Annotated in this window: 24 protein-coding genes and 1 tRNA gene; 14 read left to right on the forward strand and 11 right to left on the reverse strand. The window is 60.8% G+C overall.

The window, feature by feature from the left end; genetic code table 11:
- Position 1: 1 nt before the first annotated feature.
- From P9M14_16120 to lptF, 4 genes are all read right to left on the reverse strand, one after another.
- Positions 2 to 1,306, reverse strand: coding sequence for an AAA family ATPase (locus P9M14_16120; protein MDP8257273.1), 1,305 nt, complete (start codon positions 1,304 to 1,306; stop codon positions 2 to 4).
- A gap of 173 nt (positions 1,307 to 1,479) precedes the next feature.
- Positions 1,480 to 2,187, reverse strand: coding sequence for a lysophospholipid acyltransferase family protein (locus P9M14_16125; protein ID MDP8257274.1), 708 nt, complete (start codon positions 2,185 to 2,187; stop codon positions 1,480 to 1,482).
- Between the two features lie 10 nt (positions 2,188 to 2,197).
- Positions 2,198 to 3,310 carry an LPS export ABC transporter permease LptG gene (gene lptG, locus P9M14_16130; protein MDP8257275.1) on the reverse strand — a complete coding sequence of 371 codons (1,113 nt, stop codon included), beginning with the start codon at positions 3,308 to 3,310 and terminating at the stop codon, positions 2,198 to 2,200.
- On the reverse strand, positions 3,307 to 4,566 hold the full coding sequence (gene lptF, locus P9M14_16135) for an LPS export ABC transporter permease LptF (protein ID MDP8257276.1): 1,260 nt from the start codon (positions 4,564 to 4,566) through the stop codon (positions 3,307 to 3,309). Before lptF ends, lptG begins: the two co-directional genes overlap by 4 nt.
- A 300-nt stretch (positions 4,567 to 4,866) precedes the next feature.
- Here lptF and P9M14_16140 point away from each other — a divergent pair, with 300 nt between their 5' ends.
- The 3 genes from P9M14_16140 to P9M14_16150 are packed head-to-tail and all read left to right on the forward strand — an operon-like array spanning position 4,867 to position 8,728.
- On the forward strand, positions 4,867 to 7,584 hold the full coding sequence (locus tag P9M14_16140; GenBank protein MDP8257277.1) for a DNA translocase FtsK 4TM domain-containing protein: 2,718 nt from the start codon (positions 4,867 to 4,869) through the stop codon (positions 7,582 to 7,584).
- Positions 7,565 to 8,227 carry an outer membrane lipoprotein carrier protein LolA gene (locus tag P9M14_16145; GenBank protein ID MDP8257278.1) on the forward strand — a complete coding sequence of 221 codons (663 nt, stop codon included), beginning with the start codon at positions 7,565 to 7,567 and terminating at the stop codon, positions 8,225 to 8,227. Before P9M14_16140 ends, P9M14_16145 begins: the two co-directional genes overlap by 20 nt.
- A gap of 15 nt (positions 8,228 to 8,242) precedes the next feature.
- On the forward strand, positions 8,243 to 8,728 hold the full coding sequence (locus P9M14_16150; protein ID MDP8257279.1) for a YajQ family cyclic di-GMP-binding protein: 486 nt from the start codon (positions 8,243 to 8,245) through the stop codon (positions 8,726 to 8,728).
- A gap of 71 nt (positions 8,729 to 8,799) precedes the next feature.
- Here the strand turns inward: P9M14_16150 and P9M14_16155 are convergent, their stop codons facing one another.
- The 4 genes from P9M14_16155 to P9M14_16170 form a co-directional block, all read right to left on the reverse strand.
- On the reverse strand, positions 8,800 to 9,234 hold the full coding sequence (locus tag P9M14_16155) for a hypothetical protein (GenBank protein MDP8257280.1): 435 nt from the start codon (positions 9,232 to 9,234) through the stop codon (positions 8,800 to 8,802).
- 140 nt (positions 9,235 to 9,374) lie between these two features.
- Positions 9,375 to 9,447, reverse strand: a tRNA-Lys gene (locus P9M14_16160).
- 60 nt (positions 9,448 to 9,507) lie between these two features.
- The gene (locus tag P9M14_16165) at positions 9,508 to 10,407 is read right to left on the reverse strand and encodes a PIG-L family deacetylase (protein ID MDP8257281.1); all 900 of its coding nucleotides are present in this window, start codon (positions 10,405 to 10,407) and stop codon (positions 9,508 to 9,510) included.
- A gap of 95 nt (positions 10,408 to 10,502) precedes the next feature.
- Entirely contained in the window at positions 10,503 to 10,703 is a 201-nt protein-coding gene (locus tag P9M14_16170; protein ID MDP8257282.1) for a hypothetical protein, read from the reverse strand.
- A 344-nt stretch (positions 10,704 to 11,047) separates the two neighbouring features.
- On the opposite strand from P9M14_16170, the gene P9M14_16175 reads away from it, so the two are divergent.
- The gene (locus P9M14_16175; protein ID MDP8257283.1) at positions 11,048 to 12,073 is read left to right on the forward strand and encodes a GDSL-type esterase/lipase family protein; all 1,026 of its coding nucleotides are present in this window, start codon (positions 11,048 to 11,050) and stop codon (positions 12,071 to 12,073) included.
- A 214-nt stretch (positions 12,074 to 12,287) separates the two neighbouring features.
- On the opposite strand, the gene P9M14_16180 is transcribed toward P9M14_16175, so the two are convergent.
- Complete coding sequence (locus P9M14_16180; protein ID MDP8257284.1) at positions 12,288 to 13,334, reverse strand: site-2 protease family protein; 1,047 nt, start codon at positions 13,332 to 13,334, stop codon at positions 12,288 to 12,290.
- Positions 13,335 to 13,554: 220 nt separating this feature from the next.
- Between P9M14_16180 and P9M14_16185 the strand changes: the two genes are divergently transcribed.
- Positions 13,555 to 14,712 (forward strand): hypothetical protein, encoded by a 1,158-nt coding sequence (locus P9M14_16185; GenBank protein MDP8257285.1) that lies wholly within the window; start codon positions 13,555 to 13,557, stop codon positions 14,710 to 14,712.
- 7 nt (positions 14,713 to 14,719) lie between these two features.
- Here the strand turns inward: P9M14_16185 and P9M14_16190 are convergent, their stop codons facing one another.
- A complete protein-coding gene (locus tag P9M14_16190; GenBank protein MDP8257286.1) occupies positions 14,720 to 16,510 on the reverse strand; it encodes a long-chain fatty acid--CoA ligase in 1,791 nt (596 codons plus the stop codon).
- A 246-nt stretch (positions 16,511 to 16,756) separates the two neighbouring features.
- Between P9M14_16190 and P9M14_16195 the strand changes: the two genes are divergently transcribed.
- Entirely contained in the window at positions 16,757 to 17,014 is a 258-nt protein-coding gene (locus P9M14_16195) for a hypothetical protein (protein ID MDP8257287.1), read from the forward strand.
- Positions 17,015 to 17,073: 59 nt separating this feature from the next.
- On the opposite strand, the gene P9M14_16200 is transcribed toward P9M14_16195, so the two are convergent.
- Positions 17,074 to 17,742 (reverse strand): response regulator, encoded by a 669-nt coding sequence (locus tag P9M14_16200; GenBank protein ID MDP8257288.1) that lies wholly within the window; start codon positions 17,740 to 17,742, stop codon positions 17,074 to 17,076.
- Between the two features lie 847 nt (positions 17,743 to 18,589).
- Between P9M14_16200 and rsxA the strand changes: the two genes are divergently transcribed.
- The 8 genes from rsxA to P9M14_16240 all read left to right on the forward strand — a co-directional run bounded on the left by rsxA (position 18,590) and on the right by P9M14_16240 (position 25,302).
- Entirely contained in the window at positions 18,590 to 19,165 is a 576-nt protein-coding gene (gene rsxA / locus P9M14_16205; protein MDP8257289.1) for an electron transport complex subunit RsxA, read from the forward strand.
- 11 nt (positions 19,166 to 19,176) lie between these two features.
- The gene (locus tag P9M14_16210) at positions 19,177 to 20,034 is read left to right on the forward strand and encodes an RnfABCDGE type electron transport complex subunit B (protein MDP8257290.1); all 858 of its coding nucleotides are present in this window, start codon (positions 19,177 to 19,179) and stop codon (positions 20,032 to 20,034) included.
- Positions 20,031 to 21,368, forward strand: coding sequence for an electron transport complex subunit RsxC (gene rsxC / locus P9M14_16215; protein ID MDP8257291.1), 1,338 nt, complete (start codon positions 20,031 to 20,033; stop codon positions 21,366 to 21,368). Before P9M14_16210 ends, rsxC begins: the two co-directional genes overlap by 4 nt.
- On the forward strand, positions 21,365 to 22,393 hold the full coding sequence (locus P9M14_16220) for an RnfABCDGE type electron transport complex subunit D (GenBank protein ID MDP8257292.1): 1,029 nt from the start codon (positions 21,365 to 21,367) through the stop codon (positions 22,391 to 22,393). Before rsxC ends, P9M14_16220 begins: the two co-directional genes overlap by 4 nt.
- Positions 22,390 to 23,175: an RnfABCDGE type electron transport complex subunit G gene (locus P9M14_16225; protein ID MDP8257293.1), complete on the forward strand. Its 786-nt coding sequence runs from the start codon at positions 22,390 to 22,392 to the stop codon at positions 23,173 to 23,175. The genes P9M14_16220 and P9M14_16225 overlap by 4 nt, the downstream gene beginning before the upstream one ends.
- Positions 23,172 to 23,780, forward strand: coding sequence for an electron transport complex subunit E (locus P9M14_16230; protein ID MDP8257294.1), 609 nt, complete (start codon positions 23,172 to 23,174; stop codon positions 23,778 to 23,780). Before P9M14_16225 ends, P9M14_16230 begins: the two co-directional genes overlap by 4 nt.
- Positions 23,781 to 24,001: 221 nt before the next feature.
- A complete protein-coding gene (locus tag P9M14_16235) occupies positions 24,002 to 24,415 on the forward strand; it encodes a hypothetical protein (protein MDP8257295.1) in 414 nt (137 codons plus the stop codon).
- A 62-nt stretch (positions 24,416 to 24,477) separates the two neighbouring features.
- Positions 24,478 to 25,302 carry an SHOCT domain-containing protein gene (locus P9M14_16240; GenBank protein MDP8257296.1) on the forward strand — a complete coding sequence of 275 codons (825 nt, stop codon included), beginning with the start codon at positions 24,478 to 24,480 and terminating at the stop codon, positions 25,300 to 25,302.
- The last annotated feature ends 9 nt before the right edge of the window (positions 25,303 to 25,311 follow it).

Raw genomic sequence — 25,311 nt, forward strand, 5'->3', positions numbered from 1 at the left:
TTTACTCACCAAGCTTGGCTGCGCGTTTCATCTCGAGGAACGCCTGAAACGCGGGGTTGTCGGCATACGGGGCAATCGAATCGGCGAGACGCTTTTGGTATTCCTCCAGCTTTTCTTCCGGGGCCATTTGGGCTTCTTCGAGTGTTTCGAGGTAGGTCCGAGCCACCTGTTTCATTTCTTGGTATCGCGCACTTACCTGCGGGTTCGAGACTCCCTGTATGCCGCGAGCGATGTCTTCGAGTGGCAGATCTCCAAGATTAGCTGTCGGTTGTCCTTCGAGCATGATCAGCTCTTCACCAGATCGAAGCGCCTGGATAAGAAACGGAGAGTGTGTTGTACAGATGAACTGAAGTTTGGGGAACGTCGTCCGCAGATCCTCGATGACCTGTCGTTGCCATTTGGGGTGCAGGTGCAGATCGAGTTCATCGATCATCACGACCCCGGAGGTCTCCAACAGCACGCGATCCCCGAGGTGCGGGTTGAGCGTTGCGGCCTTGCGCGCCAAGTCCCCCACCACTGCAAGCATACAGCGTTGACCGTCGCTGAGATTGTTAAAGGGTTGTCTTGTGCCATTTTCGAACTCGACGATGACCTCGCCGTACTCGGCATCAAAGTAGACATCTTTTGCACCCTGGACGTTTTGCACCAACGCCGAGCGTGCCGTAGCAAACACCGGCGTCTGAAAGCCGCGTTGCTGAAACGCCTTCCAGGACTGACGGGCGATCCACTCGATGAGATCGGAGACCGACAGGCGGGGATCAACGCTATTACGATACGCGTCTAGCCGGGACAACCCGGCCTTTTCCTTGATTTTCTTACTGCTCTTGACTCGCGCTTGCTCGCGGGGAACGTCCCAAAGCCGAGCCGTGCTGTAATAGGAGATGATGGGTAGGGAAATCGGCTCGCCAGCCCGGACTTTTTCGTCACTCTCCGATGCCAAGTCTTTAATGGAACGGGCGTCTCCGTAGCTCGTTCGTCCACCTGTATAGTTAAGAGAACGCTTCCACGTCAGGTCATTTCCCAGAATTCTACCGTGCGCCTCCACGATGCACGGGTATTGGTGCTCCCAGTTGACGCCATCAGCAGTGATAAACCCTTCCAGCCGGGCCTCTCCCGCCTTAATATGGCGAGTGTCGTAGCCGCGTAAGCCGAGAAACCAGCTTCCCGCAGCAATCGACAGCGCTTCCAGCACCGAGGTTTTCCCTAGCCCGTTGTCGCCAACGACCAAGTTGAACTCGGGATGAAACGATAACTCCCGGTGCTTGAATCCCTTAAAATTATTTATTACGAGACGGTCAATGCGCATTGGCGGCCCCTTGTCCGGTTTTGTATCCCTATTTTTCGTAAAGCTGCCACATAGGCAGCCTGTTATGCAATGTGTTCGTATACGGTCGGACTGAGATAGCCTGAGTATACCGCACTGTATTTACGATAATAGAAGAGCTGGGTCTATTCGTGGACTTTAATGGTGGCACCCGGCTACCTCAACGATGTCTCAAGCTCCGCTTGAATGGCCGCTCGGGCTTGGGCGAGCAGGGCGTCGCGGTCGTCGATGGTCATGCCCGTGGTGAGGATTGGCGGCAGCACGCTGACCGTCACCTCGCCGGGTCGCGGCGAGATCGCGCCGGGCTTGAGCACCTCGCGGGTTCCCTTGATACAGATCGGCACCAGCGGCACCCCGGCACGGATCGCCAGGATGAACGCCCCCTTTTTAAATTCTCCCAGGGAGCCATCCGGGCTGCGTAGGCCCTCGGGAAACACGAATACGCTACGACCGGACGCTACCATCTTTGCCGCACGATCCACGCTCGCGTGGCGCCGGCGCTGGCTGTGGCGGTCGATCACCACCACGCCCATGGCCAGGATTGCGCTGCCGAAAATCGGGTAGTACAGCAGGCTGCGTTTGGCCATGAAGCTCAGCTGGCAACGGAGAGTAACAAACAACGAGGGCGCGTCGAGGTGCGAGAGGTGATTGCTGACAAAGACGTAGGGCTGATGCGGGTCCAGCGGCTGGGCAATACGGCTGCTGACCTTAACTCCGGCGACCATCAGCAGCATCGCCGACCACCAGCGCGCCACCACGCAGACCGCGCGCTTGGAGTGCGAGGGCAGTCCGACGATGTGCGCCAGCAGTCCCGCCAGTGCGGTGGAGACGATCATATGTAGAACGAACAGCAGGCCGCGCATCGTCAGCCCCTCATTGCTGCATGTTGACCATCATCAGCACGCCGATCATGCCGAAGGCGATGTGGCTCGACCAGGCCGCGGCGGTCGGCGGCAGCACGCCGGAGTGCCCCAGCGAGAGGCTCAACGCGAGCACGATCCAATAGACAACGCCGATGGTCAGGGCCACGCCGATCCCCAGGGCCACGCCTCCGCTGCGGCCGGTCTTGAGCGCAAAGGGGATGCCCAACAGCGCCATGACGAAGCTCACCAGCGGGAACGAGAGTTTGCCCTGCAGGTCGACCTCGTAGCGCGTGGCATCGTCGCCCGACTCGCGGACCTTACGCACGTGGTCGCGCAGCTCGGCAAAGCCCATCTCCTCGGGCTTTTTACGCTCGATTTTCAAATCGTCGATAGTCTCGGCCAGGACGAACCGGTAGCGGGTGAACGTCGTCTGCATCTCCACTTCGTCGCCGACGAATCGGCGATAGACGCCGTCGTAGAAGGTCCAGGCGCGGCCCGCCTCGGCCGAGGGATCGTATTGTGCGAACTGGGCATGGCCGCGACGGATCAGCCGGAACTGCTCGTCGAAGCGGAACAGCGAGACGTTCTCGATCCGCCCCTTGTCCGGGTAGAGGTTGGCGATGTAATAGATCGACTCGGGCCAGCCCTCGGCCCGCGAGCTGCGGTACCAGATCCGCTTCTTGCGGAACTGCGCCCGCGGCTCTTTGCCCTTGATCTCCTCGCGCCAGACCTGCTCGCTCATCGCGTTGGTGTAGGGCACGACGAACTCGTTGACCGCGAAGCTCACGCCGGAGATCATCAGCGCGAAGAGCAGCACCGGCGAAGTCACCCGCAAAATCGAGACGCCGCCGGCCTTCATCGCCGTAATCTCGGAGTTGCGGCTGAGGATCGAGAGCGAGATCAGCGTGGCCAGCAGTACGCTGACCGGGATCATCTGGAAAGCGATCAAGGGCACCTTGTAGCCGATGTAGCGTGCGATCTCCGAGGCCGTGGCCTGATTTTTGAACATGATGTTGCTGCGGTCGATGAAGTCGACCAGCATGTAGATCAGAATGAAGGCCAACAGGCACATCACAAACAGCTTGAGGAACTCGGCCAGTACGTAGCGCGTGAGTACCCTCATTGGCTGTCGTCCTTGCGATCGGAGCGCTTGCTGCTGTAGATCTTGGTCGTCATCAACTCGACGATCTTCTCGCCGATCGTGCCGATCCAGGTCAGCAGTTTGATCTCGCGCTCGGTGGTGCGGGCCCACAGCAGGTAGACCCCCAACATCAGGAACATCACGTTGGGCACCCAGAGCATTACCGCCGGGTGCAGCCAGCCGCGCCAGCCGACGTTCTCTCCCACCCGGAACAGGACGTAGTAGACGCACAGCACCAGCAGCCCGACCGTGAAGCCGCGGCTGCGCCCCGAACGCACCGGCGCGATCCCCAGCGGGATGCCGGCCACGGCGAACACCAGGCAGGCGAAGGGAAAGGCGAAGCGCCGATGGAACTCGGTGAGCGCCCGGCGGTATTTGTAGGCCAGCCAGGCCCGGCGATCCTCGTCGGAGTTCGGGTCGGGATTTTGAACCACCTCGAGCCGCCGCTTGATCTCGCGGGCGAGCTCGAGCTGTCCCATGTGCAAATACTCCTTTTCGAAGTCCTCGCCGCCCAGCGGCAGGTCGACCTTGAAGTTGGTGTCGTAGACGTCGAAGCGCACGATCTCGTACTCGTCCTGGTTTTCGGAACTGCGGTGGATCGAGCCGCTCTCAAGGCGGATCGTCAGCAGGTCGGTGCCGGGGCGCGGAATCAAGCGACCGTACTCGGCGACGACGATCGTCGGCGCGCGCTCGTCGCGGGTGTCCGAGACAAAGACCTGCTCCATCCGCTCGTCCTTGGGGTTAATGCGGTTGACGTAGAGCACCAGGTCCTCGAGGTCGGTCTTGAACACCCGCTCCTCCAGGGCGATCAGCACCTTGGAGCGCGCGAGCTTGAGCTTGAGCAGCTCGAGATTGTACAGTCCCGCGGGCGCGGCCTGCAGCGTGATGAACGCCGCGAACGCGGTGACGATCAACCCCAGCAGCAATACCGGCCACAGGTGCTTGTGCAGACCAATGCCGCTGGCCTTCATCGCGATGATCTCCGAATCGCCCGAGAGCCGGTTGAATGCCAGCAGCACGGCGAGCAGAAACGAGATCGGCATGGTGAACACAGTCAGCGGCAGGATCAGATAGAGCAGCAGCCGCAGCACGTCGGCGACCTCGACCCCGTAGCTCACCACCAGGTCGACCAGCTGCAGGATCTGGAACATCATCACCACGAACGTGAAGATGAACAGGCCCATGATAAACGGGACCAGCACCTCGCGGATTACATACCAAGTGAGGGTGCGCGACATCGATTAACCCGGAATATTCATGAAGCTCCTACTGCGGCGCACAATACGCTCGCAATAACTTCGTCATCCTCACCGATCCGTCCTCGACGTACCGTAGCGGGTACGCCTGCGGAGTATCGGCTCGGCTTTCTCATTCTTGCGGTGTCTTGTGTGCCTCGTCAACGAACCCTCATGAATAATCCGGGTTAAGTGTAGGTAATGCGCCGAAGCTGTGCAATCGAAGGTAGCGCGCCGCGCGCACGTTTACATTGCACGCTGATCGGGTAGAATCGGCCGCGGGCCTGTTTATCGGATAGGGTGATGGCAAAGACCAAGAACACAACCAGCAAGCGCGTCAAGCGCAAAACCTCGGTTAAGAGCAAGGACAGTCCTCCCAAGTCCGCCGGGTTGGGCCGCGACATCCTCGCCCTATTGTTCCTGGCCGGCGCGATGGTGTTCGCCCTGTCGATCCTGAGCTATACCCCACAGCAGGAGTCGCCATTCACTGCGGGCGGAGAGAGCTCCAACTGGCTGGGCAGCTTCGGCGCGCAGCTCGCCGCGGGCTCGATCTACATGTTGGGCTACGGTGCCTGGACCCTGCCCGCGCTGCTGCTGATCGCCAGCCTCTCGATCTTTTTACGCCGTTCCTGGGTGCCCGGGCCGTGGCAGAGCTTCGGCATGCTGCTGATGCTGTTCGTAATCTGCGGCGGTTTTAGCCAGATCAACGGCAACACGCCTGAAGGCGAACTGAACTGGGGCGGCGTGCTGGGACTGGTCGTATACCACGCGCTGTACAGCGTACTGGCCAACGTGGGTACGGCGATCGTCTTTGTGGTCGGCTTCCTGATCGGACTGATGCTGGTCACCGGCAGCTCGATCGTCAGCATGGCCGGCTGGATCGGTAAACGGCTGTCAGTGCTGGGCGCAATGCTCTCGGCCTCGTTCGTGCGCTGGCGCGAACGGCGAGCCCGGCGTAAGGAACTGCGGGCCAAGCGGCGCGCTGAGCGTGAGGCCCTCCGTGAAAAGGAACTGCAAGCAGCCAAAGCCGCTGCGCAGGCAGCAGCGGAAGCCGAAGCCGAAGAGGCCGAGACGATGATCGCGCGTTCGCGCAAACGCCGGGAGCCCGAGGCCGAAATGGAACCGGAGCCTGAGCCGCAGCCCGAGCCGGAGATCGCCTGGCCTCGGCGCCGCAAGCCCGAGTCGCAGGCCCAGGACGTCACGCCGGGTTTGGGAGTGCTCGAGGTGGACCCGGACGATTTTCCGGCCGATCGGCCCACGGCCGCGGTCGAGGACGACGTGAGCATCGACTGGGGCGATCCCGACCAACAGGGCGAGATCGACAGCGCGCTGGACGCGGCCCTGGGTCCGGACGGTATTGCGCCGCCCCCGGGTATCGAGGAGTTTACCAAGCCGCGCACCGCGGGAGCGGACCCGGTGCCCGGCGCCACGCCTGCGCCTAAGTTTTCAACAGCCGCGGTTGAGCGACCCGAACCAGAGCGCGAGCCGGAGACCGAACCAAAGCCTGAGCCCGCGCCGGAACCGGAACCTGAGCCGGAGCCCGAGCCCGAGCCCGAGCCCGAGCCCGAGCCCGAGGAAGAGCCGGAGATCGAGATCGCGCCCTACGAGCCCCCTCCCCTCGACGCCTTGGTCAGCGCCGACGACACGGACCGGCACAGCGACCGCGAGGAGCTGCTCAACTCGAGCAAGGTACTCGAACGCACGTTGGGCGAGTTCGGCGTGGAGGGGCGCGTCTCGGCCGTACGTCCGGGCCCGGTGATCACGATGTACGAGTTCGAGCCCGCGGCCGGGGTCAAGGTCAACCGCGTGGTCAACCTCTCCGACGACCTCAAGCTGGCCCTGCGCGCCGAGGCGATCCGCATCGTCGCGCCGATCCCGGGCAAGGCGGCGGTGGGCATCGAGATCCCCAACCGCCATCGCGAGACGGTTTACCTGCGCGAGCTTCTCGAGTCCGAGCAGTTCAACAACGCGGACGGCGAGCTGGTGGTCGCCCTGGGCAAGGACATCGCGGGCAATCCGGTAGTCGCCGACCTGACCAAGATGCCGCACCTGCTGATCGCCGGCACCACCGGCTCGGGCAAGAGCGTGTTTCTCAACGCGCTGATTTGCTCGATCCTCTACCGCGCGACCCCCGACCGGGTCAAGATGCTGATGGTCGATCCCAAGATGCTCGAGATGTCGGACTACCAGGATATCCCGTTCCTGCTCTATCCGGTGGTCACCGATCCCAAGAAGGCTGCTGCCATGCTGCGCTGGGGCGTGGGCGAGATGGAGCGGCGCTACAAGCTGCTGGCCGCGGCCGGTGTACGCAACATCAAGAACTACAACGTCAAGGTCTTAGCAAAAAAACTCCCGGCCAGCTCCGAGCAGATGAACTACATCTTGATCTTGATCGACGAGCTGGCCGACCTGATGATGGTTGCGGCCAAGGATATCGAGGAGAGCATCGCGCGTCTGGCGCAGATGTCCCGCGCCGCGGGCATCCATCTGGTGCTGGCCACCCAGCGGCCCAGCGTGGACGTGATCACCGGCGTGATCAAGGCCAACTTCCCGGCGCGCATCAGCTTCCAGGTCTCCAGCCGCATCGACAGCCGCACGATCCTCGACGCCCAGGGCGCCGAGAACCTGCTGGGCTCGGGCGACCTGCTGTACATGCCGCCGGCCACCAGCCGGCTGATCCGCATCCATGCACCGTACATCACCGAGGAAGAGATCCAACGCGTGGTCGGGCACATCAAGCAGCTGGGCAAGCCGTGCTACAACGAGGAGATCGGCCGCGAGCCCGAACCCGACGCTGCGGACGGAGTCGGCATCGACGATCTGCTCGATCCGAAGTACGACGAGGCGGTGCAAGTAGTGGCCGACGCCGGTTTTGCCTCGATCTCCTACGTGCAGCGCAGGCTGCGCATCGGATACAACCGCGCTGCACGAATCATCGAGCGCATGGAGCTCGAAGGGGTCGTGGGCCACAACGACGGCAGCGGACGCCGGGAGGTGATGGTTGGCAAGATCGAGGATTAACGCGGTGCTGGCGTGGCTCACCGTGCTGGCGCTGCTGACGTTGACGGCTGCGGCGCTCGCGCAACAGGACGAGCTGATCGATAAGCTGCAGCAGAGCTACAGCAACACCAAGACCTTTCGCGCCAAGTTCACCCAGGAGTCGACCAACAAGCAGACCGGGCTGACCTCTGTGGTCAGCGGCAGCGTGGCTTTTAAAAAGCCGGGCATGATGCGTTGGGATTACGACGAGCCGCACGCCAAGAGCATGATCACCGACGGCTATACCCTCTGGATCTATCTGCCGGCGCAAAAGCAGGTGTTTATGGAGCGCTTCAACCGGCACTACTCCAGCCAGCTGCCGGTGCTGTTCCTCTCCGGCGGCGCTGACCTGCGCGAGCAGTTCGAGATCCAGCCCGGACCGGCTGCAGACGACGGCGTCCAGGCCTATACGCTCAATCCCAAGGTGCCGACGCCGGGCTTTTCGCAGATGACGCTATTAATCGATCCGCAGAAAATGCACGTGGTGGGGACAATTTTCATCGACGCCTACGGCAACACCACCAAGGTCGGCTTCTCGAAGATCGAGACCGACGTGCCGTTACCCGAGGGATTCTTTATCTTCACGCCGCCCGCGGACGTGGAGGTGATCACCTCGCCGCAATAAAATTAGGGGGCAAAGATGCCGAGCTTCGACGTAGTGAGTCAGGTGGACCTGCAAGAGGTGCGCAACGCGGTCAACAACTCCAATAAAGAGATCAGCACGCGCTACGACTTTAAAAAGAGCAACAGCAAGATCGAGCTGACCGACGACGGGGTCTGGCTGTACTCGGACGACGAATTCAAGATCAAGGCTGTCGAGCAGGTGCTCAAGGAGAAGCTGGTCAAGCGCCAGGTTCCGCTGCGCGCCATGAGTTTTGGCAAGATCGAGCAGATGGGACTGCGGCAGGTCAAGCAGCTGGCCAAGATCCAACAGGGTATCCCCGAGGAAAAGGCCAAGCAGATCGTCAAGCTGGTTAAGAAGACCGGCCTGAGGGTCCAGTCGCAGATCATGGGCGACCAGGTGCGGATCTCGGGCAAAAAGCGCGACGCCCTGCAAGAGGTGATCGCCCTTCTCAAAGACCAGGACCTGGGTATCGACATGCGTTACATCAATTTCAGGGATTAGGCTCTTCCTGGGCGGAAAAAACGGGCGGCCCCAGGCGGGCCGCCCATTTTATTGGATGTTCGTGGACAGGATCAGGAAGCTGGAACGTCCGGGCACGCGTCCCAGCACTCGACGAAGTCCGAGTAGCACTGCTGGTCGTCGGCCCCCAGATCAAGGCAATCGTTGAGCGCGTCAGTGCAGTCGGAAAGGCAACTCACCCACGGCGCATCGCCATAGCCGTTGGCCTCGAGGCAGTCCAGATAGGGCCCCAGATCTTCGGCGTAGCAATCCAGGGCGTCTTCCCAATTCGCACCCGCGGCATCCAGGCAGGCGATCAAGGCGTTGTACTCGGTGTCGCACTCGCCCGAGTACTCGTCGTCGTCGTCATCGTCGTCGTCGTCGTCATCGTCATCGTCCAGGGTGTCGTCGTCGTCATCATCGTCGTCGTCGCCACCGCAGGAGATCAGCGGAACAACTGTCAGCGCCAGGCCCAGCACAAAGGCCAGTAACAGCCACCATTTTTTCATGCCTGTTTCCTCCATTTATGAGTCGATTTTAATCATTGTACCGCGCCGGCGAGCTGTCAACAGAAAACAGGCGCGGCGCTTAATCGTTTGGGGATAAAGAAAAGCCCGCAAGGCGATGCTTGCGGGCTCGAAGTGCAGTGTAGGACTGCGGGGACTCGAACCCCGAACAAATGGATTAAGAGTCCACTGCTCTACCAATTGAGCTACAGTCCCGGGCGAATACTGGCGAATATTACGGAAGCGAGCTACTTAGGTCAAGCCCCCGCAACCCGATCAATCGGCGGGTGGTTCAAAGGGGTCCGGCGCTTGGGTAAACGGATCGACCCGGCGTAAATAGGCTTTACCGCCGAGCAGCCAGGCGAAGCGCCGCACGCTGCCCATGTCCTTGGCCTGGGTGCGGTGCTGCCTGGTGAACTCGGACATCATCTTTACGCAGCTCATGCCCTCGGCGCAGGGCTGTTTGATATCGAAGGTCTCGGTGTACGGCCCGGGGTCGGCCTTGCCCACCATGCGCATCGGCCAATAGCGGTTGAGCATGTAGTAGCAGTTGGGCACGTGGTACGGCGCAAGCCCCCCCAGCTCGCGTTGCGGGTCGTCGGCCGCGACCACGGCCTGCATTGCCAAGCGCGATGAGAGCTGATGCTCAGGGTGTCCGGTGAATCCGCGGTCCGGACTGAAGGTCAGCAGCACGTCGGGCCGAAAGTCGCGGATCGCCTCGGCGATAACCTCGATCGGGTCGCCGATCCCCTGGTCGGTCCAGATCCGCGCGATCTCGTCACGCGGTGGAAAGCTCTTGGCGGGTAGCGGCGCGTTCCAATATTCGCGGTGGTCAAGTTGCGCGTGGTACAGCTCGGCGACTCGTTTCATCTCCTCGTGACGTACAGCGCCCAGGCTTGGCTCGCAGCCCTCGGGCAGCAGACACTCGCCGCCGTCGCCGCGGGTCAGCACCAGCATGTACACGCGATTGCCCAAGGTCGGCCCGGCCAGGGCCAGCACCGGCCCGGACAACGCCTCGTCGTCGGGATGCGGAGCGACCCACATCACCGAGGCTCCGGCCTCGATCAGCTGTTGCAACGTAGGATGCTCGGCGTCGGCGGCTGCAACGGATAGCGGCAAGAACAGAGCGGCCAGCGCGGCCGCGACTGCAAAATTAAGAATCGAGCGGAATCTCATCGGCACCTCCGAGTATGCAATATACGCCCGGAGACACCTTGAACCAAGTAATGACGCAGCGCGTCATGAGGCGAGGGGAATCCGTTCGACGATGCTCAATTGGCCAGCAGCTCGGCGGTGCGCTCCAGACGCTTTCGCTCGGTGATGTGCTTGCGCTCCATATCTTGCTGGATCTGCGCGGTGAACAGCACGATGTTCTCCCCGCAAACCGGGCAGGTGATGGTAATCCGTGGCTTGTTCGTTTTCAGCTTGATGATGACTAGTCTCTCTTGGCAACGTTCGCAGGTGATTATCATTGGTTCCTCCTCCTGGAATCCGACTTGTTATGGCCATTACAATTCATGGATCGTGCCAAGGGTGTAAAAGGGAACCTGCCGGCGGCTGGGCTCTAAGCGAGATCAGCAAATAAAGAACTAAATATCAAGGTGATAGGAGGTGTCGCCGCATTTGAGAATGATGCTTTGGACGCCCCTGTTTAGGTCTGCGACCCCCCTACTCCGGCCAGATCGCGGCGCAGATGGGATGTAGAATCGTAATTGTAAATAGTAAAAAGTAAGGTGCTGATACCGCGGGGCAATCAGGGTCGGAAGGGCGCTTGTGCGGCTTGGGCCCAATGGATTACTATGACCGGGATTTGAGGATGGGACGTTTTCGCACGCTGTTGTTCGCGCTGGTCGCGGTGTTGCTGTTTTTCGCGGCGGTGGAGGGACTGCTGCGCCTCAGCGGCTGGGCCCGTTCGCCCTTGGACGAGGTCTACTCGGACATCTACGACGTGGAATACGTGATGAGTCCGGGCAGCCCCAATCCTTACAACGAACACAAGCCCGAAAAGCTCAATATCGTGGGCTTGCGCGGCGAGACCTTCCCCATTGAGCGCGAGCCGGGCGTGCTGCGCGTAATCTGTCTGGGCGACTCGACCACCTTTGGCATGGGCGAGCTCGAGGAATGCTATCCGTACATGCTGCAAGAGCAGCTTGAGCAGCATCTGGGCTCGAACAAGGCGCAGGTGCTCAACGCCGGGATTCCCGGGACCGGGTTCACCCAACAGTTGTTGTTTTTTCAACGCCGGATGCGGCCCTATCGGCCCGACGTTGTTGCTCTGACCGGTGGGCCAAATTACCGTCCTGATATCAAGCAGTACCGTGATAGATTGAAGTCGGAACGCTTCCAGCGGCTGTACTCGATGCGCGGATGGTTTTCGCGGTTCGACACATACCGTTTGTTACGGCGGTTGGTCAAGGGTCCGGCCGTGCGGTTCGCCATGGACGACTCGCAGATCGATCCGGCGACCATCGAGACCGGCAGCTATCTGATGGATTATTGGGAAGATTTAGCGCACATGCGCGAACTGTCGCAGCAGGACGGCTTTAAATTGGTGTTTCTCAACGTGCCGCACCTCGAGTTGATTCAGGAGATGCAGAGCAGGGGGGTCCAGCCGGGGACCGAGCAGTACCGTGAAGTGTTGTGGATGTTCACGCCGGACCACGTAACCCCCCGATTTGCAGAGAAATACGGCTGTCAGTTTGTGGATTCGGTTCCGGAATTTTTGTTGATTAAGGCCGACGAAACACTGTTTTTCGATCCCAATCACCCCGCGGCCAAGGGCAACCGGATTATCGCCCGCGCCGTGGCCCAAGGGATTTTACAGGCCATCGCCCAGCCTTAACCCGTTGGGCGAAAAGTAAAGATCGATTTCTCGATCTTTCCACCCCCTCTTAATCCGATTGTTCCACGTGGAACAACTGTGGAAAAGATGTTGCGCACAGGTATTCACACAATGTGGATAGATTCTATAACTAGATGATTAATAAGGGGAAAGTCGCTGTGTTCCACGTGGAACAACTGTGGATGGAGCTGTGGGTAGTCAATCAACAGTCCGCTTAGCACTTCATCGGGCAGCGGCCGATCTTCTCGCGGGTGATCAGGCCCGCTAGACGACCTTGATCGATAACCGGCAGGGCGAAGAGGTTGCTGTTGCGCATCCGCCGCAGCACATCCACCAGCGGCTCGGCCGGGCTCGCCGGCTGGGGAATCTGGCGCACGATGTCGCTTACTCGCACGTCGAACTCCTCGCGCTTGAGCGCGGGAATCAGGTCGACCCGCGAGACCATGCCCACCAGGCGTCCCTGGTCGATTACCGGCACGTCCTCCTGCATCGTGTGGCGCAGGCTCGAGGACAGGGAGCCCAGGGTTTCCTCGGGAGTGGTCCAATAGACCGGCGCGAGCATTGCGCGCCAGGCGGGGATGTCCTTTAACGTGCGCTCGAGCTCGGCCTCCTGACGCTCGGCATTGGCCCCGAGGTAAACGAAGACCGCGATCAGCATCAGGAAGAAGTTGCCGCTGAACAGACCGATCACGCCGAAACCGATGGCAACCACTTGGCCAACCTTGCCCGCCACTTCCGTGCCCCAGGTGTGTCCTTTGGCTGAAGCCAGGATGCCGCGCAGAATGCGGCCACCGTCCATCGGCAGGGCTGGAACCAGGTTGAATGCTCCGAGAAAACCGTTAATAAACGCCAGGGTGGACAGATAATGGGTCAAGTAGCTCTCGGCGCCCAACGTGAAGTACGAGCCTGCGGCGATTCCGCCGAGCAGCAGGGCCAGGCCGAAACTAGTCAGCGGTCCGGCGGCCGCGACCACGATCTCGCCTGAGGGCTTGGTCGGCATGCGATCGAGTGCAGCCACTCCGCCGATAGGCAGCAAGGTGATGCTGCGGGTGTTGATGTCGTAACGCCGCGCGGTCAGCGCGTGGCCCAATTCATGAATCACCACGCCCACGAACACGCCGAGTACGATCAGCAATCCCTCGGGTCCGCCAAATCCGGTGCTGGCCGGGCTCAGCAGTACGAACAGCAGCAGCAAGAAGAACGTCAGGTGAATTCTTATTGGAATTCCAGATATTTGCATTATCGTGAACGACCACTTCACTGGAACCTCTCCTCTTTTTATTCAACTCACTAGACAACAATATAGTGACGAAGTTGCGGATATTCAACCATGACGCAGATCAGAAGGACGAAGATTTATAAAATAACCCGGGCCGGGCTTGAGCATTGACGCGCTGCTTAGCATGAATTAATGTAATCGGCAATAAGAATCGAGATTGGACGTGTTGGGAAACAAACCCTCCAGACGCCGTTTTTTACGCATGTGCAGCTACAGCGCACTGGCCGTGTCGCTGACGGGCTGCAACGATCAAGATGAGAGCTCAAGCGCGCGCGGCGGGGGAGACGACGACGATTCACCCTATCAAGCGGATCAGGCTGGCATTGGCAGAAGCTTCGACGCCGACTGCCCGAACGTAACGCTCCGGCTAGAGGATGGACGGATCTCGCACTGCGGATTCAACCCATACGACCTCAACGGCGACGGGCCGTTTATCACGGATTGCCCACAAGATTATTTTGATTTCTGCAATCTGGCCGGGGATTACGCGCAACCGTGCAAGGCTGAGGACATCGCGGATTTGCTGCAGCGCATCGCCACGGGCGAGGTGGACCCGTCCGACCCGCTGGACACTAACGAGTTGCAGCATGAGCTTTGCACGCGGCTCAACATCGAGTTTTTACTGGACAATTTCGACTCGCGGCCGTTGACCGTGACCACCACCAGGGTCGAGCGCTATGCTGACTATGAGCTGCGCTCGTTGTTGTTCGAGGACGAGTTCGTCGGCGAGTTCAACGGTTTCCTGCTGCTGCCCAATGATGCGTGCAACGTACCGGCGGTGGTCGTCTCTCCCGGACACGCCGGCAGTTCCAAAGCCTGGATCGATGTCTATTTCGGCAATTATTTGCCGCAAAACGGCTATGCCTTGTTGGCGCTTTCCATGCGCTGTATGGCTGCGCCCAATGTGCCGGCAGAATACGATGTGACCCGTGCCCTGACCCTCGATGGCTTCACGTTTATCGGACTGCAGGTCTATGAACAGTTGCTGGGATTGAAGTACCTGCGCTTCCTGGGTTGCCGCGATGTCGCTGTCGACGGCAACCGCCTGGGACTGATCGGCCACTCGGGCGGCAGTACTGTCGGCAACTTGCTGATTCGTGCAGCGCCGGAGGCGGTAAAGGTTTATATCTCTGATTTTAAAAGTGAATATATCAACAGCGGTGAGAGCTGGAATCTCGGTAAAGTACCCCATGACTTTGCGCCTGGGGCCTGGCAGCTACACTATCTGATCAACAATTTTGATACCGCGACCATGCCTGTGCTCGAGCTGCCCTACGGCTATGCCGAGGATGGACAGTCAATACCCGATGGCACGCGGCGGATAATCGAGTTTTTGGATCAGGAGTTGAAAAAGCGATAGGCGGCGGTCAATCGTTGTACATCGCATCGATCAGATCTTTGTAGCGTTGATTGACCACGTTGCGCTTGACCTTCTGGGTGGGCGTAACCTCGCCGCGCTCGATGGTCAGCTCCTCACCGAGCATTTGGAAGCGCTTGATTGTCTCGTAGCGCGGCAGGTCGGCGTTGACCTTGTCGACCATGCTTTGCACGAACTCGAGCACCATGGGGTGGTGTACCAGCTCACGCGGCTCGATTTTGCCGATTCCCGTGGTCTTGGCCCACTGAACGATCTCGTCCGGGTCCAGAGCGATCAGTGCGCTCAAATATTTACGCCGGTCGCCGATGACCACGGCTTGGCTTATATAACCAGTTGATTTTAAAGCATTTTCTATCGGTTGCGGTGCGATATTCTTCCCCCCGGCCGTGACGATGATGTCCTTTTTCCGGTCGGTGATCCGCAGGAAGCCATCGTCGTCGATCACGCCGATATCGCCGGTGAGGAAATATCCCTGATCGTCAAAGGCCTCGGCAGTGGCCTCGGGGTCGTTGTAATATTCGCTGAAGATCGATTCGCCACGCACGCAGATCTCGCCGTCCGCTGCAATTTTGATCTCCACACCGTCGATGACCTGTCCCACCGTGCCAAATCGCAGGCTATCGGGTCGGTTGACCGTGCAGGGGGCGGCGGTTTCGGTCAGGCCGTAGCCCTCGAGGATCGTCAGGCCGCAGGCGTCGAAAAACTCGATGATTTCAACCGAAAGCGGAGCGCCTCCGCTGATCATTGTCCGCACGCGGCCGCCGAAAACCTGCTGGATCTTGTTGTAGACCAGCTTCTGGGCCAGTCCGTGCTGGAGATTGAGTCCCAGGGGAATGGCCTTGTTGTCGCGGTTTAGCTCTGACCAGCGTTTGCCCACACTGACCGCCCAGTTGAAGATCGCCCGACGTCGGGGATTGGCGCGGGAGATCTCGGCCAGTACGCGGGCGTGGATCTTCTCGTAGAGCCGCGGGACCATACTGAAGGTCGTGGGCCGGACCTCTTGGAAGTTTTCCACCAATTTATCCAGGCTCTCGGCGTAGGCACCGCTGATGCCGATGTAGACCCCGGCGTAGTTGCTGGTGCGCTGGAGGATGTGCGCCAGTGGGAGCACCACAAGGCCCAGGTCGTCGGGCCTGATGCCCACGGCCTCGACCGAAGCCTTCATCACCGCGAGCATCGTACGGTGGGTCAGCACCACCCCTTTGGGATCGCCCGTGGTGCCCGAGGTATAGACGATGATCGCCTTATCCTCAGGCTTGATCGATGCCAGAGTCTCGTCGAACCATTGCCGCAGCTCGCCCTCGTAGAGCGACTTTCCCAGGTCCAACGCGTTGTCGAATGAAATCAGTTCCAGGCCCTGGGCCTGGGGCGGCTCGCCGTTGAACAGCACAATTCGTTTGAGCGTGGGCATCTGCTCGCGGGCGTTGATCAGCTTTTGCGCTTGGTCTACATCCTCGACAAAGCACGTGCCGACCAAGGCGTGGTTGACGATGAACGCGCACTGTTTTGCAGTCGATGTCTCGTAGATGCCGATGGTGATCAAGGCGGCGGCCATCACGCCCATGTCGGCCGTGGACCACTCGAGGTTCGAGTGGGAGATCACGCCGACACGGTCGCCGCGCTGATGACCCCAGTGGTGCAGTGCACAGGAGACGTAGCGCGCATTGAGCTGGGTGGTGGCGTGCGGCTGTTCGATCCATGTGCCGTCGCGCTTGACCAGGGCATACCCCTGACGGCCTTCGCTCTCGAACAGGGCTGACGGGACGCTATTATATTCCATTGCAACCTCCGGCGCTGCCCGCCAGTTTAGTCTCGATCATTAGGTTAGTCCATTGCTCGGATTTCCCCGATGTTATGTTTTGTGAATCACCGCTTGAATGATAGAGTTAACAACCAAAAACCTCGATCCGTAATACATAGAGATTCTCCATCCAACATTGACGTCGGGATCGCAGCATCTCGACGTTGCAGGCCTTGACGAAGATCAAGCAGGCCAGGGTGGAGACGACGACCGAGGAGACCGCCGATGGATGATTGGAAGAGTCTTCATAGTACATCCCAGAACGGCTCGGGCGGCAGGATCATTATCTACTCGATGCTCTCGTCGGCGATCGCGTTGATGGCCCTGGCCGTGCTGCTGGCAAACGGTACTCTGGGCGCGCCGCCGTGGCTGCTGACCATGGGAGTCGGCTCCGGTGCGCTGATCCTGATTTTCGCCCTGACGGCCTTTGGCCTGTCGGTGGGTGCCGGCTTGCTTTCCTACCTGCGCTACCGCGGCCGTTAATAAGCAAAGGGCAGGTCCCGGCGGGACCTGCCCCTATTGAACATCTGGTTTGGCTGGAATCAGTCGGAACGGCGGCGCATCAAGCTGAGCTTCAGCCCGTGCTTGCGCATCATCGCCTGGAAGTTCGGTCGCTGCATGCCGACCTGTTTGGCTGCCTTGGTTACGTTGTATTCGTTGCGCTGCAGCGCATCGACCACGAACGCCTTTTCGATCGGCACGACGGCGCTTTCGCGCAGCACCTTTTTGGCGCGCTTGAGCTGCTGGCTGTCGACGGGGACCTTGTCGGGCATGTTGGCCATGACAGTATCCGGGCCGCGTAGCTCGAGCTGCTCGGAGAGCTTGAGCTTGGCCAGCTTGAGCTGGCGGACTTCCAGTGCGCGCTCGGCGGCGACCATCAGCTCCTCGTTCATGAACGGGCGTACGAGCATCTGGCAGGAGTGGTCCTTGAGCATCTCAAGCGATCCTCCCAGATCCTGCTCGTTGATCATCGCGATCACGGCGATGTTCGGCTGGACGTTGAAGACCTTCTTGATCAGCTCACCGCCCTTGTAACCGTTCATTCCCAGGTCTACTACCGCGATGTCGAACCCACCGCTCTCCAGCGACTTTAAAAGTTCGTCGCTGACCGGAGTGGCTACTACTTTCTCGACACGGCCCTTGAGGGCGTCCATCAACATCCCGGCGAGGCTGACTTCACTGTCGCCGACAATTATCCTGATTCGCTCCATTGAATGCTCCTTCTGCTGAAACAAATAATTTTGTTCGCCAATGTAATGCAACATCAGTGCCGTTTGCGTTTTTACAAGATATTTATTGCAACTGTATATTAACCCTGGATTTTATGCAAAAGAAAATCATGACTTAAAATGCCAATAATGTAATTAATGTAACATTAAAGAGTCACGTTGTCTCAATTATGGTGCATAAAACGCTGGAAAAGGTCAAGGAAGGCTCCGATGCTTAATACTTAAATAAACACAAAAAACAATGGTTTATTATCGATGTGGTCGAGAATAGCTCTTTTTTTTAACCTTCTGACGCATAAATTTCCTTAACATCAAGAAGGTTCGTATATTTAGAATGAGACATTACGATTTGAAGGATCGCCAGCCTGCAAATGGGAAGAGGGCGGGAGGAGGGATAATATTGCGGTTAACAATATTGTATGGAGGCTCGCGGAAAGCTGATTTGAGCAGCGGCAAGGTGCGCGAACAACGCTGGTTGCAATGCGATGACTCGCCCCACGACAGCGCCCTTGGAGGCGGCTTGGAGTCGCTACAAAACACGCGCAGTACGCTGGTTGTAATGCCAATATCCACTCCGCAGCGAAAGTAGGGTGGTGGGTAATAGTGCCGCTACAAAACACGCGCAGTACGCTGGTTGTAATGCCAAGATCCACTCCGCGGCGAAAGTAGGGTGGTGGGTAATAGTATTGAGCAACAATATTCCCACAATATTTCAGGATAGTTGTCGGGCTTGACTTGGGCGCGTGTCTCTGCTAATTTTTGGCGCGTTTCAGGCACCCCGCCGCCCGCTGAAATACGTATGATAACCACTAGAGTTTAAGACAGCATTATGGGCACCCTACTGCTGGTCATCGTCTCTGCCGTTCTGGTCAACAACTTTGTCTTGGCGAAATTCCTCGGGATTTGCCCGTTCCTGGGCGTGTCGCGCAAGGTCGAGACCGCCCTGGGAATGTCGATGGCCGTGCTGTTCGTGATGACCGTGGCCGGCGTTGTCACCTATTTCGTGCAGCAGGTGTTGGTCCGTTTCCAGATCGAGTACCTGCAGACCATCGCTTTTATTCTGGTAATCGCCACCTTGGTGCAACTGGTCGAGATCGTATTGCAGAAGATCTCGCCGGCGCTGTACCAGGCACTGGGAATCTTCCTGCCGCTGATCACCACCAACTGCGCGGTGCTCGGCGTGGCCGTAATCAACGTACAAAAGGATTACGACTTCGTCACCACGCTGGTGCACAGTCTGGGCGCGGCCATCGGCTTCGGTCTGGCGCTGGTGCTGTTTGCCGGCATCCGCGAGCGAATCGAGAGCGCGGATGTGCCTGAGAGCTTCAAAGGCACGGCCCTGGCCCTGGTTACCGCCGGACTGCTGAGCTTGGCGTTCATGGGCTTCAGCGGCCTGGTGCGCTGAGGGACGCGCGCGTGCTGGCCTCGATCCTGACCCTGACGATCCTGGGACTGACCGCGGCTCTGGGCCTGGCCATCGCCAAGAAGAGCTTTGCGGTCCAGCGCGACCCGCGGGTCGAGCAACTGATGCCGATCCTGCCCGGGGTCAACTGCGGCTCGTGCGGCTATCCGGGCTGCAACGGGTTTGCCGAGGCCCTGGCCGCAGGCAAGGCCGAGATCAACCAGTGCCCGGTGGGCGACGCGGAGCTCAAGCGTCAGATCGCGCAGATCCTGGGCGTGGACTACTCCGCGGCCCAGCGCCGCGTGGCGCTGATCATCTGCGGCGGGACCTTTACCCACGCCAAGCACGGCTACGAGTACGACGGCGTGCGCTCGTGCCGCGCGGCCCAGCTCGTGCTCGGCGGCGACAAGGAGTGCCCCTACGGCTGTCTGGGCTACGGCGACTGCACCAAGGTCTGCCCCTTCGGCGCCATGGAGATCCGCCAGGGTGTGAGCTTCGTCAACGAGGAGCTGTGCACGGCCTGCGGCAATTGCATCCGCGTCTGCCCGCGCAACGTGATCCGCCTGGTCGACTACCCGGTGGAGCGGGTACACGTGATGTGCAACAGCGTGGACAAGGGCGGCCTGGTGCGCAAGTACTGCGACGTGGGGTGCATCGCCTGCACCAAGTGCGTCAAGGCCTGCCCCGAGGGGGCGATCGTCTTTGAGAACAACCTGGCGCGTGTCGACTATTCCAAATGCACGCGTTGCGGCGAGTGCGTCAAAGTCTGCCCGACCCACGCGATCATCGACCTCGATCCCGAGGGGACGTCGCATCTTGCGCAAGTAGAACCGTCGACGCGTCAACCCGATCAGGCCCAGGCCGCGGGATGAGGCTCTTCGAGTTCCCCGGCGGCGTCCACCCGGACGACCACAAGGAGCTGACGCGCTCCAAGCCGCTCGAGGCGCTGAGCGCGCCCGAGCTGCTCAACGTGTCGATGGCTCAACACCTGGGCGCCCCGGCCCAGCCGTTGGTCAAGCCCGGAGAACGGGTGCTGGTCGGCCAAAAGATCGGCGAGCCGCGCGGCTTCATCTCGGCGGCGGTTCACAGCCCGGTCAGCGGCAAGGTCAAACGCCTGACCCAGGTGCCGCACCCGGAGCTCGGCCGTTGCCAGGCGGTGCTGATAGAGAACGACGGCGAGGACGAGCGCGGCTATCAGCCGCCCGAGCGTCCGTGGTCCGAGCTCGAGCCCAAACGCTTGGTCGAGCTGCTGGCCGAGGCCGGAGTCGTGGGCCTGGGCGGCGCAACCTTCCCCTCGCACGTCAAGCTCTCGCCGCCGGAGAACAAGCCGATCGACACGGTGATTCTCAACGGCGTGGAGTGCGAGCCGTACTTAACCTCGGACCATCGGCTGATGCTCGAACGGCCCGACGACGTGGTCCTAGGACTTAAAATTGTCCGCAGCATACTGGGGGCCAAGCAGGCGCTGATCGCCGTGGAGTCCAACAAGTCCGACGCCGCGGCCAAACTCTCGGCCAAGCTGATCCACGGCGACAGCGGGATCGAGATCGTAGTCCCGCGGGTCCGCTATCCCCAGGGCGCCGAAAAGCAGCTGATCTACGCCTGCACCAAACGTCGCGTGCCCAACGGCGGCCTGCCGATGGACGTGGGCTGCGTTGTGCACAACGTGGGCACCGCCGTGGCGATCCGCGACGCGCTGGTCGATGGGCGACCGCTGATTTCGCGCGCGTTGACGATCACCGGCATGGGGGTCGACACTCCCAAAAACCTGTTAGCGGCCATCGGCACGCCACTGAGCGCGCTGGTCGATGCCTGCGGCGGACTGAAGAGCGGCACAGTTAAGGTGATCAGCGGCGGCCCGATGATGGGCATCGCGCTGGGCACGTTGGACCAGCCGATGATCAAGAGCACCGGCGGGCTGCTGTGCCTGACCGCTTCGGAGACCTTCAAGCCCGAGCAGGGTCCGTGCATCCGTTGCGGCCGCTGCATTCGCGCCTGCCCGATGCGGTTGCAGCCGACCCTGATCGCCGCCCGCACTAAACTCGACGACTTCGACGAGTGCCTGCGGATCGGTGCGCGCGATTGTATGGAATGCGGTTGCTGCGCCTATAGCTGCCCGGCGGGCATCCCGCTGGTGCAGTACATCAAACTTGCCAAGTCCGAGATCGCGCAGCTACAGCGCCGCCGCAAAGAGGAGGCGAGGTGAGCCAGCCCGCGCAGCTGTTCCACGCCGGCCCCTCGCCGCATATCAGGCAGCCGGAGAGTACCCGGCGGATCATGCTCTGGGTGATCGTCGCCCTGCTGCCGGCCGCGCTCTACGGCGTCTACCTCTTTGGCGCCAACGCCGCGCTGGTGCTGGTGCTATGCACCGGGTTCGCGGTGGTGCTCGAGGCGCTGTGGCAGCGGATGATCGGACGCCCGATGGTGGTCGGCGACGGCTCGGCCGCACTGACCGGACTGCTGCTGGCGCTCAACCTGCCGCCTAACGCGCCGTGGTGGATGTGCCTGATCGGCGCGGCCGTGGCCGTGATCGTGGCCAAGGGCGTGTTCGGCGGACTGGGGCAGAACGTATTCAACCCGGCGCTGGTCGCGCGGGTCTTTTTGCTGATCAGCTTCCCGGTGCAGATGACCGACTACGCGCCGCCCGCCGCGCCGTTCGGCACGGGCGCTGCCGTGGACGCGGCGAGCTACGCCACGCCGCTGGCCGCAATGAAGGAGCAACTGCTGACCAGCGGTGTGCTCGGGCCGCTGGAGCACGGATTCACGCGGCTGTCCGGGATCACCGGCAACATGGGCGGCAGCCTGGGCGAAATGTCGTTCCTGCTGCTGCTGCTCGGCGGCGCGTTCCTGCTAGTGCGGCGCGTAATCACCTGGCAGATCCCGGCAAGCTTTATCGGCACGGTAGTCGCGCTGACCGGCCTGATGCACGTAATCGATCCCGCGCGCTACGCCGACCCGCTGTTCCACCTGGTTACCGGCGGCCTGATGCTCGGCGCGTTCTTTATGGCCACCGACTACGTCACCAGCCCGATGACCGCCAAGGGACAGCTGATCTTCGGCGTGCTGTGCGGCCTGCTGACCGTGGTGATCCGGCTCTGGGGCGGCTACCCCGAGGGCGTGAGCTTCGCGATCCTGCTGGGCAACGCGGCCGTGCCCTTGATCGACCGCTACACCATGCCCAAGGTCTTCGGCTCGACGCGCGGCAAGCCGGCCAAGGAGGCCCGGGCATGAGGGGCATGGCCAAGATGGTGCTGGTGCTCAGCGCGATCTGCCTGTGCGCGGCCGCGGGCCTCTCCGGGGTCTACGCCCTGACCAAGGGACCGATCGCCGAGGCCCAACGCCAGGAGAAGATTGCCGCGATCAGCCAGGTGATGCCCGAGGGTCCGGCGCTGAGCAACGACCCGTTGGCCGACGTGCTCTACATTAACGAGTTCGACGGCAAGGTCGCGTCCGAACGGCCGGCCGATCTTGCGGGCTGGCGTACGCTGCACATCTGCCGCCGCGGCGATCAGATCGCCGGGCTGGCGATGGAGATCGCGAGCAAGAACGGCTACTCGGGATCGATCAAACTGATCGTCGGCCTCGACCTCGAGGGCCAGGTGCTCGGCGTGCGCGTGTTGCAGCATTCCGAGACTCCCGGGCTGGGCGCCAAGATCGAGCAGGGCTGGTTCCTCGAGCGCCTGGTATGGGTCGATCCAAAAACCAAGGCCGAGCGCTGGTCCACGGGCAACCTCGACCGGCTCTACGTGACCAAGGACAACGGCGCGGTGGACGCGATCTCCGGCGCGACCATCAGCCCGCGCGCCGCGTGCGAGGCGTTACGCCAAGGTTTGGAGCTCTACGCTCAAGCCCTGCCCAAAATCAAACAACTTTTGAAACCGCAGCCCGAACCGCCCGCGTCCGACGCCACGCTCGAGGGTGCGGGCGATACGCTGCACGCGGCGATGCAGAGCTTTTACAGCCGATCGATCGCCGGGCCGCAGGCCGCCACAGAGCAGGAGGCGGGGCAGTGAATACGCTGGCCAGGGAATTCAGCAAAGGGCTGTGGGCCGAGCACCCGATCTTCCGGCTGGTGCTGGGCATGTGCCCGACTTTGGCCGTAACCACCTCGGTTGAGAACGGCCTGGGCATGGGCCTGGCCACGACCTTCGTGCTGCTGTGCTCCAACACCTTGATTTCGGCATTGCGCAAGATCATCCCCTCGGGCGTGCGTATCCCGGCGTTTATCGTGGTCATCGCCAGCTTCGTCACCATCGTCGACCTGGTGATGAAGGGCTACTTCCTCTCGCTGAACAAGGCCCTGGGCCTGTTCATTCCGCTGATCGTGGTCAACTGCATCATCCTGGGTCGGGCCGAGGCATTCGCCAACCGCAACCCGCTGCTCCCCAGCGTGCTCGACGGCCTGGGCATGGGCGTGGGCTTCACCCTGGGGCTGGTGGTGCTCGGCGCAATGCGCGAGGTGCTGGGCAACGGCACGATTCTCGGGGTCTCGCTGTTCGGCCAGGGCTTCCTGCCGGTGTTGGTTTTCGTACTGCCGCCCGGCGCGTTCATTGGTTTGGGATTGCTGCTGGCGGCGATGAACCGCCTCAATCGACCGCGCTCCGGCAAAATCTATTAGGCAGCTTGGAGCTGCACAAAAACTCGCACAGCACGACCATCATTGTTCAACGCCAAGCCCCGCGTCGCGCCTACTCAAATATTGTCATCACAATATTTAATCCCCACCTTCATCCGACGCGGAGTGGATCGTTGTATTAGGACTAGCGGACTGCGCGAGTTTTGCTCCGGCTCCAAGCCGGGCGCGTTGACGAAGCTCGTTAAATATTCCAGGCTAGCCCCATGAAACGGGTAGACATGATCCGCTGCACTCTGCTCGATCGCGACAACGACGAGCGAGCTGCGTACTACCTGCCCAAGGCGGTGTACGACATGTGGAAGTACATCGTGACGCAGCAGGGCGCTTACGAAATCGAACAAGTGTTGATTTCCAGCTGGGTCGATGAGGAGGGCTATTCCTACGAGCGCGGTCTGCGCGGCGACCATCACGTGGAGCCGGTGGTTGAGGTCTGTTTAAACGTGCGCCGCATGGCCGAGGAGGACGAAGCCAAGCCGACCATGCGCTACATTGCCGCCTCGCGCTTTGACAAGGCGCTGGAATACCTCAAGAGCTCGGGCCTCGATCAGATCACGTTCGATGGCAGCGAGGTCACACGCGGCTACTTTTTGGTGGTCGAGGAACTGCCTCTGCCTTGATGGCCACCTTGGGCAGGGGCTAGAATACACAGAATATTCCGATTGTCTGAAAGGTACCTCTGATGTCAGCTATGTACCGGCCGTTCACCTATGCGGCGCTGATGGCTCTATGCGTGCTATTCATCTTCAGCGGACTGGGCTGCAGCAAGGCCGGTCCGCGTTACGACGAGGTGTTCAGCTCGGGCCAAGCGTTCGTCAAGCTGTGCCACGACGTGGACAAGCTCGAGGCGATCGTGCCGCTGGGCATGGAGCATCCCTACGAGATCGACGCCGAACACCTGGCGTTTGTGCTCGAGCAGGTGACGTTTCAGGAGTACGGATTTTTAAAGTGGCGCGACCGCGGCCGCCTGTTCTACGACGAGGAGGTCGCGGAGTTGGCCCAGCCGCTGAGCCAGGCCCTGGCCCAGGCCGGTCCGGACCAGGTGATTGTCTTCCGCAGCTCGGCGCGCAAGCGCGATCTGCTGCTGCCCACCAATCGGCTGACCAGCGGCATGCTGTTCCACTCCGGCGGCGAGCTGCAACTGGTGATCGGCAACCTCAATTGGGAGCAGATCGATCCGGACGCCGAGTACTATCAGGACGACCCGCGCGAACGAACGCTGCTCACGCCCTACCGGCTGGTCGTCGACGAGCTGATGACCCGGCCGCCGGTGGACAAGAACGAGCGTCTTCTCAAGCGCGAGCACAACAACTGGCTGCAGTTCGACGTCCAGGCGCTGCTGGCGCTAGCCCAGCCCGAGGAGGAACCTGCGTCGCCTGTGGTTGTCGTACCTGTGGCGCCCAATGTGGAGCAGCGACTGCAAACACTCAAGGAGCTGTACGAGCAGGAGTTGATCACCCAAGAGGAGTACGAGCAGAAGCGGCAGGAGATTCTCGACGAGCTGTGAGACGCGCAG

The organism is Candidatus Alcyoniella australis, from assembly GCA_030765605.1.
GTDB lineage: Bacteria > Lernaellota > Lernaellaia > JAVCCG01 > Alcyoniellaceae > Alcyoniella > Alcyoniella australis.